A 17,473-nucleotide genomic window follows, 5' to 3' on the forward strand; every position below is an offset into this window, starting at 1 on the left:
TAACTATTCCTGTTGCATTGCTTCGAGCTCTTCCCAACGCTCAAAGGCAATTTCTAAATCTTGCTCAGCTTTTGAAAGCTTATCCAAAACCGGCTGTGTGGCACTGACATCCTGACCAAAGAAGTTAGGGTCATTCACCTGCTCTTGCAGTGCCTCAATATCGCTTTCCAGTTGTTCTAAGCGTGCAGGCAACTCTTCAAGTTCACGCTGTAACTTATAAGAGAGCTTTTTCGCCTTCGGTTTACTCTCTTTTTCACTTTGACTGGTTTTCGTGTTGTCTGCTTCTGCCTTGGATGAAGGGGCGAAAGTTTGACGCGCTTGTTGTGCTTGAGCACGTTGCTGCTGTGCATCATGATAGCCGCCAACAAACTCTTCGATTTCACCATTGCCCTCAAAAATCCAACTCGTGGTCACTGTATTATCGACAAATTGACGATCGTGACTGACCAAAAGCAATGTACCCTGATAATTGGCAAGCAAATCTTCCAAAAGTTCCAAAGTTTCGATATCCAAATCGTTGGTGGGTTCATCAAGAACCAACAAATTATTTGGTTTGAGGAAAATTCGAGCCAGCAATAAGCGGTTCTTTTCACCACCAGACAATGCTTTCACTGGTGTGCGAGCTCGTTTCGGTGCAAACAGAAAGTCTTGTAGATAGCTCAAAGCATGACGTTGACGTCCACCGACCATCACTTCTTGTTTACCATCGGCTAAGTTATCGATCACCGATTTTTCTGGATCCAAAACCTCTCGATACTGGTCAAAATACGCCACTTCCAGCTTGGTTCCGCAGTGTAACTTACCGCTATCTGGCGTTAGTGAACCCAATAACAGCTTTAGCAAGGTACTCTTACCACAACCGTTGGGACCAATTAAGGCTATACGGTCGCCTCGCATAATATTGAAAGTGAAGTCGTTGACAATGGTTTTATCATCAATTTGATAACTCAGATGCTCAGCTTCAAACACAATCTTGCCTGAACGCGTTCCATCATCAATTTGAATGTTGGCTTTACCTTGTACTTCACGGCGGCTTTGACGCTCTTCGCGAAGCTTTTTCAATGCGCGAACTCGCCCTTCATTACGCGTTCTTCGCGCTTTGATTCCCTGACGAATCCACACTTCTTCTTGCGCTAGCTTTTTATCAAACTCGGCGTTTTGCATCTCTTCAACGCGTAGCATCTCTTCTTTATCGGTCAGATAATTATCGTAATCACCAGGGAAAGAGTTAAGTTTACCGCGATCCAAATCGACGATGCGTGTCGCCATTGACTTGATAAACGCTCGGTCATGGGAAATAAAGATGATGGAACCACGGAAGTCTTTTAAAAATCCCTCAAGCCACTCAATGGTGGTCACATCTAGGTGGTTCGTCGGTTCATCAAGCAATAGAACATCCGGATCTGAAACTAGCGCACGCGCTAACGCCGCTTTACGCTGCCACCCTCCCGATAAATCGGTCAGCTTGGTCTGCGCATCGAGTTCTAGCGCTGACAATACGTTTTTAATGCGATCTTCAAAACGCCAAGCGCCAGAGTGCTCTAATTGCTCCTGGATACGCGCCAGCTTATTGATATTGGCTTCTGACGGATCATGGGCTATGAGATCTAACTGATCCTGATAGATCTTGAGCTTTTCACCCACTTCGGCCAACCCACCCGAAACGTAATCAAATACGGTTCCCTGTTCATTGCGTGGTGGGTCTTGCTCTAAGCGAGAAACAACAACATCTTGCGTGACTTGCAGTTTGCCATCATCCAGTTGAATCTCTTTTGCCAATACTTTCATTAGGGTCGATTTGCCCGCACCATTGCGGCCAACAAGACAAACTCGTTCATTCTCTTGTAATGCGAAATCAGCATTGTCTAATAAAGGGTGATCGCCAAATGCGAGCAACCCGTTATGAATGGTAAGTAACGCCATTTTTATTTAACCACTCTTTTAATTGTTCCAAAGTAAACGGCCAATTGAGTTCATTGCCGCTAATATTGACCACTGGAATGGTGACCCCGTAACGAGAAAATAGAGCATCATCAAATGCAATATCAACGATAGAGACATCATCCAATAAATTCAGTTGCTTGAATAGATCAGATGCCATCTCACAGAGATGGCATCCTTCGGTGCTATATAAGATAATCATTGCTCGTCATCACGATGCGTGACAATCCAACAGTTGTGAATGTGCTTATTACGCGAAAAATCCAGTGGCAGTGTCTGCGAAGAAATATTCTTTGCTTTGAGCCCCAACTCACTCAATGCCGACTCATCCATCTTAAAGTGCCGCTTATTGTTTGAGAACACTATTGTCCCTTCAGCACGCAATAATCGCTTAAGATGGCGCATTAACTGCACATGATCACGCTGTATATCAAATGATTGTTCCATGCGTTTTGAATTCGAGAAAGTGGGTGGATCAATAAAAATCAAATCATATTGTTCATTGGATTTTTCAAGCCACTGTAAACAGTCCGCTTGAATAAACTGATGCTGACGCCCGACCAATCCATTGAGTTTCATGTTGTCTTTCGCCCAATCTAAATAGGTTTTAGACATATCAACCGTAGTCGTCGAACGAGCTCCGCCTTTTGCTGCATGGACGGTTGCAGAACCGGTATAGGCAAATAGGTTAAGAAAATCTTTACCGCTGGACATCTCACCGAGCATCTTACGAGTCAGTTTGTGGTCGAGGAACAACCCGGTATCAAGGTAATCAAACAGATTAACGCGTAACTTCACACCGTACTCATTAACGTCAAAAGTTTGCGATTGTTGAGCCAGTTTTTGATACTGCGAGCGGCCCTTTTGGCGTTCGCGGACCTTTAGGATCACATTATTAGCATCCGCCTCAGTCACATTAATCGCGGCACGGATGATGTCGGTTAAACGGCGTTTGGCCGTCTCTTCGGGAATATTTTTAGGTGCAGAATACTCTTGAATGACCAGATGATCTAAATACACGTCAATCGCAACGTTATATTCCGGTAAATCCGCATCATAAATACGGTAACAATCAAGCTGCTCTTTACGTGCCCATTTACGAAGCTTGGTTAAATTCTTTTTCAATCGATTAGTAAAATCTGGGGCGATGATCGGCGATGATTGGCTGTTATTGCCATCGTCATTCGCTTTACGTTCAGAAATTGAGTAGTTTTTTTGGTGACAAGGTAACGCACCATTGTTTAACTTAAACTGTTTTTCTGCTCGCATTCGCAGACAACTTAATAATTCATCAGAGCTAGAGAAAATGGATGCCTGACAGCCTCCAAAATGCTGCTTCAATTGCTCACCAAAGGCTGTATACAGCGCGATAAGCCCTGGATGAGTACCTAAACGCTCACCATAAGGGGGGTTACACACGACAACCCCTTGACGGAATTCTTGTGGTTTCGTCAGTTTTGCCGCATCACCGACATGAAATTCAATTAAGCTGTCAACGCCAGCACGCTTCGCGTTTTCTCGCGCAATTTTTATGACCTGCTCATCGTTGTCAAAACCAAACATTTTAGCGTCATATTTTTTGACACCACGCCTAGCTTGCACATTCGCTTCAGATTTAATTTGCGTCCACAACTCACGGTCAAAATCTTCTAACGCTTCAAAGCACCAGTATTTACGATTCACACCCGGTGCCATATTCGCTGCAATCATTGCCGCTTCAATAAGCAAAGTACCAGAGCCACACATCGGGTCCAAGAGGTCTTTAGATGCCTCCCACCCACTACGTAAAATGATGGCGACTGCTAAGGTTTCTCGCAAAGGAGCCTTACCAGACGCCGGTCTATAGCCGCGCTGATGCAAGCCAACACCAACCATATCAATACCAAGCAATGCCTGATCACGATGAAGTCGAACGTGGATTCGAAGATCGGGTTGATCTTTGTCGATCGTCGGTCTTGGTAGATTACGCTTGTTGAAAGCATCGACGACTGCATCTTTCACTTTCATTGCACCGTATTGGCTGTTACGTATCTCACGGTTGGTCCCATTAAAATCAACAACAAACTTCTTTGAGCTATGAAATTGATTCACCCAATTGATCGCTGACGCAGAGAGATACAAGTCCATATCGTCTTGGCAATTAAACTCAGATAGCACTCGAACAAAGCGAGATGCAAGCCGACTCCACAAGCAGCAACGATAAATCTGTTCGTTAGTCGCTTTAAATTTGACGCCAGCTTGAACGGGCTTTGGATTGTCGATCCCCAACTGCTTTAGCTCATCAGCCAGTAGATTCTCCAAGCCATTGGAAGTAACCGCGAGATAGTGGTGCATAGTGCTCTTTATAACTCTGAAAATGACCCATGATTATAAACAATTCCTTACCAAGAACATAAACCTTATCTAGCTTTTATTGGCTTTAACACGCTGTTCGCTCAATTAATCACCATTTATCTCGAGTTAAGACTCAGTCCTACGTCACCTTTTTATCCTTTCGGCGAGATGACGAGCCTATCAGGACTCAAAGCGAAGTGAATACTTATTCACGGTTATTTTGGTCTATACCAAACTACCAAAATGACTGTAATTTAGTTACAGAATAGCCAAAATAGAGGAATTATTAGGGGCACATTGAATACGTTGGAGGGTAAAACAGTGAAAATTGAGCTCAATAAATCAACAAATTTTTTAACCTATCTCACATTTAAGCCTGTCTTTGAGCAGCTTTTACCTCTATTAAATTTGATTCATTGAATCGACAAATAGGACTAACCAAGACCATTTGCTTGAAAGATTATGGGAACGTAGGTTCCAGAGCAGCAGATTTAAGGTAAAAAAAATCGGCCATTTGGCCGATAGAGAAATGAAACAAAAGGAACGAAAGGGATTAACCAACCATAGCGATCGGTTGAACAAGAAATTGGTGATTAATACACAACATACGGTCATGCATGACTTTTATCGCTTCTCCAAATTTAAGCGTTTTGCTGCCATTTAACGCACATTCGTCCAAATTTATTGACGCACAGAGGCTGGCATTCTCGCCGACATCTAGAACGATAAAGTGGCTATCGCCATAGCTATTGGTCAACGAGACTAAGTCTCCTTCTTCAGGCACATAACTGCCATCACTTTGACTATCGAAAAACCAGCTCTTTGGCTGAACAGGTTTATGGAAACGCTTGGCCGCAACGCAATACAGCACTAGCTCCGCTTGCCTTGGTTGCGTTAAAGGCAGCATAGAGACCTGTTCTTTATATGTTTGAAAGGCTGATGCATCATCGACAGAAAACTCATTGACGCCTTCGGCACAATCTACAATCAGTTTTCGAGAAAGGTTGGTCTTAAATACCATGTCTTGACCTAGGTCCAGCATTAAGTAGCCTTCCCCATCATCATAGTACCAAGTCCATTTATCATTGGGCTTTAGCATTGTTCCAATTCTCTCTAAATGTGATTGATTTAAAACTAGCTAGGTAAAACGCTTAATTACCTTTCCGAACGTGCTGATAATTTTATAAGCGCTTAAAGGAAAAAAAAGAGGAAATGATTTCTCATCTCCTCTTCGTCAAATCAATTATTTAAAGAAATTAGCGTGTGACGGTGTCACCCTTTAGATATTTTTCACGATATCAGCGACAAGCCCAGGTCCTTTATAAATAAAACCAGAATAAACCTGCACAAGCGTTGAGCCTGCCATCAGCTTTTCTTTCGCGGAGACGAAATCATCGATACCGCCTACCCCGATAATTGGCAAATGACCATCAAGCAATTCATGCAATTGACGAATTACTTGTGTGCTTCTTGATTGGAGAGGACGACCACTAAGGCCACCGGCTTCGTTGGCGTGTTTCATGCCGCCAACAATGGAGCGATCCAACGTGGTATTGGTTGCGATTACGCCGTCAATCTTATGCTTGATTAACGATTGACAGATTTGCTCAAGTTCTTGATCCTCAAGATCTGGCGCGATCTTCAAAGCAAGCGGTACATACTTGTTATATTTTTCAGCAAGTTGTGCCTGCTTTTCTTTTAAAGCGACCAATAATTCATCAAGCGCTGCACCATACTGCAGTGTTCTTAACCCTGGCGTATTGGGCGATGAGATATTTATCGCGATATAACCTGCATGTTCATAAACTTTATCCATGCAAATGAGATAATCCTCAGCGCCCTTTTCAATTGGCGTGTCTTTATTTTTACCAATATTGATCCCAAGTACACAACTGAATTTGGCCTTTTTGACGTTATCAACCAAATGATCAACGCCGAGGTTATTGAACCCCATTCGGTTGATGATCCCCTCGGCTTCAACTAAGCGGAATAAGCGAGGCTGTTCATTACCTGGTTGAGGTCTTGGTGTCACAGTCCCGACTTCTACAAAGCCGAAACCCATGGCATCAAATGCCTCAATACACTCTCCATTTTTGTCTAAGCCAGCGGCGAGACCGACTGGGTTACGAAACGTGATTCCCATACATTCGACAGGGCGATGTGGAAGCTGTTGACGATAGAAAAGATCCAGTGGTGTGCCGGTAAAACGTTTGAAATTTTGAATGGCAAGATCGTGTGCCTTTTCGGCATCCAATTGAAAAAAGCCAGCTCTGGCTAAACGGTAAAGCATTGTGCCTCCGAAAGAAAAAACCCCGTATAAACGGGGCCTTATTATTTACTGATTTGCGGAACAATTCAAATTTAAAAGCATTAATTCTCGCAGAGCCACCGAGAATTTAGCAAATTCATGAACCGAGCCGACTTTAAACTCGTTTAGGATGTTCTCCCAACGCTTTAATGCAACCTCATTATTATCAACCCATGAATCTAACGCCGCCAGTACATCATTCTCATTGCTATGACATGTGAGTACTTGAGCGGTCAATTGGCGTTGCTGCCAATCTAGATCCTCTCTAAATGCGGCTCTAGCCAATGCTTGCCAGTTATTGTCAACAACCTGGTTGTTGATTTGTTTTAAGAACCAATGCAGTGACAGGCGATCACCCAAATTAAAATAAAGTTTTGCGCTTTGCTCTATCGTTTTACCTTTTTCATGGGATACTGTAGATATATCCAGTACAGACTGTAAGCTCGACAAACGAGACACATAATCGGCGGTTTGCTTATCGATCCCCTGCTTTATCCAGCCTTCGGCCATTTGTTTGTGCTCTTCAACTTCACTCGGCACTAACATATGATCGAGCTTATCAGTAACTTCAAGCACATCGGGTTGATACATTTCGACCAATTGCTGAACACTCTGTTTGCTGGAACGCGCATTTCTGAGTAACCAACGCGATAAACGGCGCAGTGTACGGCGAACGTAATAAATCACGTCGTATTGAGCAAAGGCTGTCGCCACGTTATCGAGTTTACGCACTGCATTGAGGACTTTATCCAATCCAAAGATCTCGCGCGCAGCCGCATACGCATTTGCGACTTCAACCACTGACGCTCCGGTTTCTTCTTGGAGGCGGGTGACAAAATTACAGCCCATTTCGTTCACCATCTGATTGGCTAACGCAGTCGCGATAATCTCTGCTCGCAACGGATGGTTCTCCATCCCCTGTAAATAGTTACGCCGTAACTCGGTTGGGAAATAATGACCAAGTTGCTGGCAGTGATATTCGTCATTAGCAATCTCGTCATCCACTAACTGTTCTTTCAATACCATCTTGCCATAAGCCACTAATACGGAAAGTTCTGGACGGGTTAATCCTTGCCCCAGTTTTTCTCGTTCTAGTAACGTTTCATCATCCGGTATGTATTCGAGTACACGATCAAGATGACCACTTTTCTCCATAGTATGGATAAAACGAATTTGTTCTTTAACTAGAGAAACACCTTGTTGTTCTGTCACGGAAATAGATTCCGATTGCAGGTAAGCATCCTCAAGTACGATCTCCCCGACTTCGACTTCCATCGAGTTTAAGATGGTATTGCGATGTTTGACTGTCATATCACCATTCGCGACCAAGCCGTTAAGAAATATCTTAATGTTCACTTCATTGTCCGAACAGTCGACACCGCCAACATTATCGACAAAGTCAGTATTAACACGCCCACCATTAAGGGCAAATTCAATACGGCTAAGCTGAGTCATGCCCAAGTTACCGCCTTCACCAACAACTTTGGCGCGTAACTCACGACCATCCACTCGCAATACATCATTCGCGCGGTCACCCACATCGGTATGACTTTCTTTTGAAGATTTCACGTAAGTGCCAATGCCACCATTCCAAAGCAGATCCACTGGCATTTTTAAGATCATCTTGATCAGGTCATTTGGTGCCAATGCGGCCTTTTTCGTCCCCAGCATTTTTTGTATTTCTGGCGTCAAAACAATTGATTTTGCTTTACGTGAAAAAACACCGCCTCCTTTGGAAATGAGTTTAGCGTTATAATCTTCCCAACTTGAACGAGGCAGTTTGAATAGCCGATCGCGTTCTTTCCAACTGGTCGCCGCATCTGGGTTAGGGTCAAGGAAAATATGCATATGGTTAAAGGCCGCTTGCAAACGAATGTGTTTGGAAAGCAACATACCATTACCGAATACATCTCCGGCCATATCTCCAATACCAACTACTGTAAAATCGGTTGTTTGGCAGTCAATATTCATTTCTCTAAAGTGGCGTTTTACAGATTCCCAACCACCTTTGGCGGTAATCCCCATGGCTTTGTGGTCATACCCATTTGAACCGCCAGACGCAAATGCGTCACCTAACCAGAAGTTATATTCCGCGGATACCGAGTTAGCCAAGTCAGAGAACGTCGCCGTGCCTTTATCAGCCGCCACCACTAAGTAAGGATCATCTTCATCATGACGAACCACATTTTGCGGAGCAACAACACTGCCCTCAACAATATTGTCAGAGACATCAAGCAAAGCGCGAATAAAACGCTTATAACAACGCTGGCCTTCAGCGAAAATCTCATCTCGATTGGAAAGACTTGGCTGACGCTTACATACAAACCCACCTTTGGCTCCCACAGGAACAATAACGGTGTTTTTAACTTGTTGTGCCTTTACTAGACCAAGAATCTCTGTCCTGAAATCTTCTTGGCGATCAGACCAACGCAAGCCTCCCCGAGCCACCTTGCCGCCTCTTAGGTGAACACCTTCGAAGTCAGCGGCGTAAACAAAAATTTCAAACGCAGGGACAGGCTGCGGAATTTCAGGAATAGCACTTGGTTGCATCTTAATCGATAGCCAAGGTTTCGCTTCTCCGTGCTCATCAACTTGATAATAGTTAGTTCGCAATGTCGCTAAGATCATTTCCATGTAACGGCGAACAATACGATCGTCATCTAGGCTTTCCACACGATCTAATTGCTCCGTAATAAGAGTCACGATCTGTTTTTCTAATTTATGACCTTTGGATTTTGGATCAAAACGTGCGCTAAATAGATCAACCAAACCACGAGCAAGATCAGGGTAATGATTGAGCGTTTCCTCTATATATTGCTGACTAAATGGAAAGCCAACCTGTCGCATATATCTGGCATAGGTACGGAGAATAGAAATCTCTCGCCCAGTCAAGGATGCTCCCAATACCAAACGGTTGAATCCATCACTCTCTAATTCACCATTCCAAATGGCGGCGAAGGCTTGCTGGAAGCGATCGCGAGCTTCACGAAGATCGACGTTTTTATCGCTCTTATGCAACATGGAAAACTCGAGGATCCAATACACTTGTCCATTGGCTTTACGGACTTCATAAGGCGATTCACCGATCACACGTAAGCCTAAGTTTTCGAGCATTGGCATCACATCAGAAAGATGGATTGGTTCGTCTCGGTGATAAAGCTTGAAACGTACCGCTTTCGAGTCACTGCCCAATTCTTGAGGTCGATAAAATAACATTCCCAATTTATGGTCATCGCTCAACGCTTCCAAACGTTCGATATCTGCAACGGCAGAACCTGGCATGACATCTTCTTTGTACGATCTTGGAAACGCTCGCATGTATTCTTTCGATAACGACAATCCTTTGCTTTCACCAATATTAGCAATGATTGCTTCCGACAAACGGTCGTCCCAAGTTACCGATGCTTCCATTAAATTTTGCTCTATGGTTTTGACATTGAAAGGAATATTGTTGTTCTCAACACGCACAATGTAATGCGTTCGAGCCAACGGACTCTCAGAAAAATACGTCGTGAACTCCACTTCTTGCTCACAACCGAATGCTTGCTTCAAAATTCTTTGAGTGTGACGGCGTAACTCGGTGTTGTATCTGTCTTTAGTGACATAGACCATGCAACTAAAGAAGCGTCCGAATGGGTCTTTACGAACAAATACACGAATCAGGTCGCGGTCTTGCATTTGCACGACCCCCATCCCGACTTCAAGTAATTCTTCTTCACGAGCTTGCAGCAATTCGTCGCGCGGATAATTTTCTAAAATATTATGCAGTGCTTTATACGAGTATGAACCGTGACGGTAACCACTCGCATTTAAAATTCGTTCCACTTTTTCCCTAATCAGTGGAATGCCTTCAACACTCTGGTTATAAACTGCGGATGTATATAAACCTGTAAACCGATGCTCACCAACCACTTTACCCTTGCTGTCAAACTTCTTAATCCCTATATAGTCAGTATAAGCAGGGCGATGAATCCGTGATTGATAATTTCCCTTAGTTAAAATCAGATAAAAACGTTTACGTGCTTCTAATCTCGCCGATTCGGAGAACTCTGATAATTTGACGGTTTTTACGCGAGACACATCCGAAAACAACCCGAGACCTGGCTCTTTGGTTGGTCGTAATTCGGCATCATCGTCTTTATTTACTAAGTCATACTCTTTATAACCCATAAAGGTGAAGTTGTGATCGCCGAGCCAACGAAGAAACTGAATGGTTTCATGGGCTCGCTCTCCTTCGATTTCAATTTTGTCTTTCATCGCTTCAACTTCGTTCGTTACCTGTTGAAGTTTTTCCGACATACTTTGCCAGTCATTTACGACCAAACGAGTGTCAGACAAAATACTGAGTAATTCTTGTTTTAAAGATGCCATCGCCGCATCATCACTTAGGCGATCGACCTCGATATGAAATAGCGATTGCAGTTCACCTTCACCGCTATTGATCGCTTCAATGTTACCTTCACGACTGCGTTTAATTTGCGTGGGTCCATGCAACATAAAATGACACGCTAAATCCAAACGACTGAGCGCCATTTTGATTGAATCTACGAGAAATGGACTGTCAGGCAATGCAATTTCAACAATGGTATGCGTCGATTGCCACCCTTGTCGGCTCACCGCAGGGTTGAAAACACGCACTAAAATTTCTTGCGATTCCTTATCTTTGATTTGGTGCCATAAACTTAAAATGGCGCCGTACAAATCGGATTCATTCCTTTGGATGAGGTCGTCGTGGGCAATATTACTGAAAAGGTGCTGAGCAAGTTGAGTTACTAGGGATTGTTGAGCTGGCTCGATTTTATCTTCAATCAAGTGATAGACTTTTTCGAGCAGTACCGGCATCAGTGTTTCACGAGCGGTCATAATCACACTCCAAGATTAGAATTATCTGTTTTTATTAGGGATATTGTAAGCATAGTGCTTTACATCGGTAATGCAGATTTATTGTAAAAGCTTTATTGATAAATCGTTATCGATTTTAGATAAGTCTAAGGTGAAATGTTCGAGAATGTGATTGAGGTTCTAATTAAAACGCTAGAGCAAAATCGCTTTATAGCATTTCTAACTTTAAAAATTTATTTTGTTGGTTAGTCGTAAGCCTAAACCGACCTTTAACACCGAGTTGAGTCAAGAATGGTCGCAGTCGAGAAGCGGGAATTTGCAATCTAAGCCCTTGATCTGTAGTAACGACAACGGCACTAGCGGCCCCAGAATAATGGGCGAGAAAAACCTGGTAAGAAATATTAAGATTAAAGTGGTAGTGGTTCATTACAAAGTCAACTAGCCGGTAAAGCGAAAGCGTTACCGGCCTATTTTTACTTACGCATCGAGCGCGGTTGTCACTTTTTCATAGAGATCTTTGGCTAGGTTGTCCATCGATTTCAATGCTTCAAGTTGCTGTTTGATAAGCGCTTGGCGCTCAACATCGTATTTACGGAATTTTAACAATGGATCAATTAAACGTGAAGCAACTTGCGGATTACTGCTGTTCAACTCACGAAGTATCTCTCCCGCAAACTGATAGCCTTCACCTGTTTTCGCGTGAAAACCAACCGGGTTGTTACTCAGGAATGCGCCAATTAAGCTGCGAGTTCGGTTAGGATTCTTCAAGCTAAACGCTTCATGATTCATGGTTTCACGAATCACGTCGAGCGCGTTATCTGCAGGGTTTGTCCCTTGCAACATAAACCACTTATCCATCACTAGACCATCGTGTTTCCATTTTTCACTGTAGTCAGCCATGAGAGTTTCGCGACATGGAAGCTGTGCCTGGTTAGCAGCACTCATTGCAGCCATCGTATCTGTCATGTTGTTCGCAGACTGATACTGAGATTGCACCAAACTGTTCCCTTGCTCAGTGTGCGCCAAATAAGACAAACACGCATTGCGTAATGAGCGTTTACCAATAGCAGCGTGATCGATGCTGTACTCTTTTTGTTTCAGGCTATGATAGATAGCACTTAACTCATCATTCAGCTCTTGAGCTAATTGAACTTTGAGTGACTTAAGCACGTTGGCAATCGCGTCAACATCGACACTCGCATACCAACCAGAAACCTCATTATGTGAAGGAAGAGCCAGCATTTCAGCAATGAAAGCTGGCTCAAGCTCTTCGCTTAACAGAACACCACGGAAGGCATCAATCACAGAAGATGGAAGCGTGACGGTGTCACCATTTTGTACTGCTTGAACGTTGCTGCGAATGTATTTTGCCAGTAGCATTTGTCCCGCGTCCCAACAAGCGAACTCATTACGAGCATGAACCATCAAAAAGATCAGTTCTTCATCTTGGTAGTCATATTCCAAAATAACTGGCGCAGAAAACTCTCGCAATAGCGATGGAATTGGCTTTTCAGCCACATTTTCAAAGACATAAGTTTGCTTAGCCGCTTTAACATCAAGCACATGGTGAACGGCTTGGCCATCCATCACCAAATCAATAACCTCGCCTTTGCTATCGTAGAGTTCGATATCAAACGGAATATGCAATGGCTGCTTGTCGGTTTGATTGTTAGTCGGTTCAGTGACTTGCTCAATCGTCAACGCATAGGTTTTTTGTGAAGCATTATATTCACTGCTCACCGTTACTTTTGGGGTACCAGACTGGCTGTACCATAAACGGAATTGAGTCAGGTCAACACCTGATGCGTCTTCCATCGCTGCGACAAAATCTTCGCAAGTCGCCGCCGTGCCGTCATGGCGTTCAAAGTAAAGCTTCATTCCTTTTTGGAAGCCCTCTTCACCCAATAATGTGTGCATCATTCGAATAACTTCACTGCCTTTTTCGTAAACCGTTAAGGTATAGAAGTTATTCATTTCAATCACTTTATCCGGGCGAATCGGATGTGACATTGGACTTGCGTCTTCCGCGAACTGCGGGCCGCGAATAATGCGAACGTTATTAATTCGATTTACGGCTCGTGAACCAAGATCCGATGAGAACTCTTGATCACGGAAAACCGTTAATCCTTCTTTCAGGCTAAGTTGGAACCAGTCGCGACAAGTGACACGGTTACCCGTCCAGTTATGGAAATATTCATGGCCAATTACCGCTTCAATACCGAGATAGTCAGTATCGGTTGCCGTATTTTCATTTGCGAGAACGTACTTCGAGTTAAAAATATTTAACCCTTTGTTTTCCATGGCGCCCATGTTGAAGAAATCAACCGCAACGATCATATAGATATCAAGATCGTACTCTAGACCAAACCGTGTCTCATCCCATTTCATCGAATTGATCAGAGACGTCATCGCGTGGGTTGCGCGATCAAGATTTCCTTTGTCGACGAAAATCTCTAAAGCAACATCACGGCCAGATTGAGTAACAAAATTATCGCGCAGTACGTCGAAATCTCCAGCAACAAGAGCAAACAAATACGACGGTTTTGGATGTGGGTCTTGCCATTTAACCCAATGACGTCCGCCTTCAAGTTCGCCTTGATCAATTCGGTTACCATTACTCAGCAAATATGGGTTATTTTCTTTATCGGCAATCACCGTTGTGGTGTATTTTGCCAGCACGTCTGGGCGGTCTTGATAATAGGTAATGCGGCGGAAACCTTCGGCTTCACATTGAGTACAAAATGCGCCGCCCGATTTATATAAACCTTCTAAGGCCGTGTTCGCCTCAGGATTAATTTGCGTTACCACGGTTAATTCAAATTGCTGTGGTAAACCATGGATCTCTAAACCACCTTCGACTTCTTGGTACTGGGACCACGCTTCACCGTCGACGTTAATCGCTTTGAGAACCAAATCTTCCCCATCTAAAAACAATGTCGTGCTATCCAGCAACTGCTTTACTTGAGAGATGGCGGTTACTGTAGTCGCGGAATCGAAAAGATCGAACGTCAAATCGATATCAGTAATGGTATGTGAGGGAGATTGGTAATCTTTGCGGTATTTGGCTTGAGGAGATTGAGCCATGTCTAAATCCTTCTGACTATTTAGGTTTGAACAGTAAGCTTACCTCTGTCGCAAAAAAAAAACGAGGCATAATCTCCTTATACCTCGTTATTTTGCTAGTAATCATCAAGAATTCGAACACTCTGACTAAATAATACCCATATTCTAGTTTACCTAATTCGATTCAAAACGGCGTACACATCGCCTTCTTCAAGCTCGAGAGTCAGCGTATCTCGGTTAAGTGTGTACCGAGTGTCATGCTCGCCTCCTTCATACAGTAAAACAAGATGGTCACCTTCGGTATAGTACACGCCGCGATGCACAGCTTCGCTGCCTTCACTATTACTGGCTCGAAACATAAATACAAAATCAGGCTGAAGAATTAAATCAACGCTATCGAGTTGACTGTCAAGGACATCCTCTCCCGATAAATGAGCACTCGACCAAATCCCTGCCAACGCATTGGGCAGCGCTTTAGTGAAAGTTATTCCGTTAAGAGTCAATAAATTATGATTACTCTTATATTCGTAAACTTGTGGGTCTTGACTATTGACGCCTAAAATAATCGTATCTTCATTGGCCGTGTACAGTCCCTCCCAATGATCCACGCTGTAATCGAGTTTCTGAATGTCGATAGAAAAGTTGTAGGAAGAGTCGAGGCTCAGTTTAACCGCACGAAAATCCTCCTGAGGATTTTCCATATTCGGATTCACTAGATACCAGTCACCCAATAGAAACGGCTGGTCAAATTGGGTGAGATCACTATTGTCTTTGGTACTGCTCGCATTTGCTAGGCCGCTAAAACAAGCAATGAGTATGAATATCCATCGCATGGAACTTACCTCGCTCTTTTCTTTAAGCGTAGGTGTGAAGATCACAAAAAGCGAAAATATTTGAGTTAAATCACATTAATTGGGCGCATAAAAAAGCGAGCAACACGCTCGCTTTTTCAATAGGCTTTGATAATCAACCGTTTATCATGTCAACCATGACAGACACCGATTCGTCTAAATAAGCATCAGGCTCTTCGTAATCTTTAGGTACGTCATCGAGCGATTTATACTGCGCTTCACCGCGTTGTTTTTGACGTTCATTGATACGAGATAACTTACGCTCATCCGCTTCTTCACTTTGCTCTTTACGTACTTTTTCATTCAAAGACAGTGTATTATCATCTTTTTCCTGATTGTACTGATCGATATCTTCAGCAATAAAGCGGAACTCTAAGTCCTTGGCAACACGAGCTTGATGTTCTTGTTCAAGCTTAGTCACTAGGCTTTTATTACGCTGTAACACTTGATACTTCGCTTTATCAATACTATCCCAAGGCAACGCATTGTCTTCGACACTTTCACCCGTATCTTGTGGCAAAATTGGCGTAGGATAAGCAATATCCGGGGCTACTCCACGGTTTTGTGTACTGCCACCATTAATACGATAGAACTTTTGAATCGTGTACTGAACATAACCCAACTCATTATCAAACAAGTCGTAGATATGATTTAAAGAACGGTGCTGCTGTACAGTACCCTTACCATAAGAGTTCTCACCCAAAATAATGGCACGTCCATAATCTTGCATGGCTGCAGCAAAAATCTCTGATGCCGATGCACTGTAACGATTAATCAGAACCGTCATTGGACCGTCATAACTAATCTTGCCATCCGTATCATTGTTGACATTAACACGACCATAGCTATCGCGAACTTGGACTACTGGCCCACTAGTGATAAATAGCCCTGACAAAGCGGTTGCTTCAGTTAATGCGCCACCACCATTGTTGCGAAGATCGACAATAATGCCGTCCACACCTTGCTGCTTAAGATCGCTAATCAGTTTATCAGTATCTTTAGAGAGGCCGACGTAGAAACTTGGCACTTCGAGCACGCCAATTTTCTTGCCTTCTTTCTCAATCAATTCTGACTTAACCGCGCGATCTTCGAGGCGAATTTTATCACGGACCAACGTGATGATTTGCGATTTTGCCTCTTTGCCTTCTGGCAAAACTTGCAGTTTGACTTTGCTGCCTTTCGGACCTTTGATAAGTTGCACCACGTCGTCAAGACGCCAACCAATCACATCAACAATGGCTTCACCGTCTTGGCCAACGCCAATAATACGGTCACCTTCGGCTAACTGCTTACTTTTCGATGCCGGTCCACCAGCAACCAAAGAACGAATCACCGTATAATCATCGGTCATTTGCAACACCGCGCCAATTCCCTCAAGCGACAGATTCATCTCAGTTTGGAACTGGTCAGCACTGCGTGGTGATAGGTAACTGGTATGCGGGTCAATAGAACGCGCAAATGCGTTGATATACAGTTGGAAAATATCTTCACTGTGCGTTTGGCTTAAACGCTTGATGGCATTGTTGTATCGCTTGGTCAATGTTTCCTGAATTTCAGGCCACTCTTTCCCAGTCAACTTAAGATTCAACTCATCATATTTAACTCGTTTACGCCAAAGTTCATTTAACTCTGCCTCATCTTTCGGCCACGCTTCTTCACTACGGTCCAGTTCGATCGACTCATCCGCATCGAACTTCATCTCTTTATCAAGTAAAGACAGCGCATAATCAAAGCGCTCGTAACGACGCTGCATCGATAACTTGTAAACATCAAAGGCAATGGCGTTCTTCCCTGCTTTCAACTGGTCATCAAGAGCGACGGTCCAGCCTTTACTTTCAAAGCTATCGATATCGGCTTGGGTAAAGATGTTTTTGTTGTAATCGAGCATCTCCACATAACGGTCAAAGATATGTTTTGAGAAGTCATCATTGAGATTGAAATGTTTGTAGTGGGACCGAGTCAGACGAGAAGTCACCCTTTTACTGGCAATCGCATGTTGCTCTTCGGGCTTTAACTTGGACAAAACATCCGTGAGGTCACTAAGACTGGTCGTGGGTTCTACAGCATTGACTGAAGAGGCTGCTAACCAAAGGCTAGCAGCAATTAGAGTGATTTTTGAACGGCATTTCATGCT

General features: G+C 43.5%; 10 protein-coding genes. All 10 read right to left on the reverse strand.

Annotated elements, in window-relative coordinates; translation table 11 throughout:
* Window positions 1-3: 3 nt before the first annotated feature.
* The 10 genes from ACFFUV_RS04235 to prc all read right to left on the reverse strand — a co-directional run bounded on the left by ACFFUV_RS04235 (window position 4) and on the right by prc (window position 17,470).
* Window positions 4-1,923, reverse strand: a complete 1,920-nt coding sequence (locus ACFFUV_RS04235; RefSeq protein WP_390189950.1) for an ABC transporter ATP-binding protein — start codon at window positions 1,921-1,923, stop codon at window positions 4-6.
* Complete coding sequence (locus ACFFUV_RS04240; RefSeq protein WP_390189951.1) at window positions 1,901-2,143, reverse strand: glutaredoxin family protein; 243 nt, start codon at window positions 2,141-2,143, stop codon at window positions 1,901-1,903. The genes ACFFUV_RS04235 and ACFFUV_RS04240 overlap by 23 nt, the downstream gene beginning before the upstream one ends.
* Window positions 2,140-4,275, reverse strand: a complete 2,136-nt coding sequence (gene rlmKL / locus ACFFUV_RS04245; RefSeq protein WP_390189952.1) for a bifunctional 23S rRNA (guanine(2069)-N(7))-methyltransferase RlmK/23S rRNA (guanine(2445)-N(2))-methyltransferase RlmL — start codon at window positions 4,273-4,275, stop codon at window positions 2,140-2,142. The genes ACFFUV_RS04240 and rlmKL overlap by 4 nt, the downstream gene beginning before the upstream one ends.
* Before the next feature lie 553 nt (window positions 4,276-4,828).
* Window positions 4,829-5,374 (reverse strand): cell division protein ZapC, encoded by a 546-nt coding sequence (locus ACFFUV_RS04250; protein ID WP_390189953.1) that lies wholly within the window; start codon window positions 5,372-5,374, stop codon window positions 4,829-4,831.
* Window positions 5,375-5,554: 180 nt separating this feature from the next.
* Complete coding sequence (gene pyrD, locus ACFFUV_RS04255; RefSeq protein WP_390189954.1) at window positions 5,555-6,565, reverse strand: quinone-dependent dihydroorotate dehydrogenase; 1,011 nt, start codon at window positions 6,563-6,565, stop codon at window positions 5,555-5,557.
* A gap of 45 nt (window positions 6,566-6,610) precedes the next feature.
* Window positions 6,611-11,446, reverse strand: coding sequence for an NAD-glutamate dehydrogenase (locus tag ACFFUV_RS04260; protein ID WP_390189955.1), 4,836 nt, complete (start codon window positions 11,444-11,446; stop codon window positions 6,611-6,613).
* Between the two features lie 187 nt (window positions 11,447-11,633).
* Window positions 11,634-11,852 (reverse strand): DUF2835 domain-containing protein, encoded by a 219-nt coding sequence (locus tag ACFFUV_RS04265; RefSeq protein ID WP_390189956.1) that lies wholly within the window; start codon window positions 11,850-11,852, stop codon window positions 11,634-11,636.
* 50 nt (window positions 11,853-11,902) lie between these two features.
* Window positions 11,903-14,509: an aminopeptidase N gene (gene pepN, locus ACFFUV_RS04270; protein WP_390189957.1), complete on the reverse strand. Its 2,607-nt coding sequence runs from the start codon at window positions 14,507-14,509 to the stop codon at window positions 11,903-11,905.
* 149 nt (window positions 14,510-14,658) lie between these two features.
* Complete coding sequence (locus ACFFUV_RS04275) at window positions 14,659-15,321, reverse strand: hypothetical protein (RefSeq protein ID WP_390189958.1); 663 nt, start codon at window positions 15,319-15,321, stop codon at window positions 14,659-14,661.
* 133 nt (window positions 15,322-15,454) lie between these two features.
* Window positions 15,455-17,470, reverse strand: a complete 2,016-nt coding sequence (gene prc / locus ACFFUV_RS04280; RefSeq protein ID WP_390189959.1) for a carboxy terminal-processing peptidase — start codon at window positions 17,468-17,470, stop codon at window positions 15,455-15,457.
* Between the last annotated feature and the right edge of the window lie 3 nt (window positions 17,471-17,473).

Origin of the sequence: Vibrio olivae (genome assembly GCF_042428525.1) — a bacterium.
In the GTDB taxonomy this organism is placed as follows: domain Bacteria; phylum Pseudomonadota; class Gammaproteobacteria; order Enterobacterales; family Vibrionaceae; genus Vibrio; species Vibrio olivae.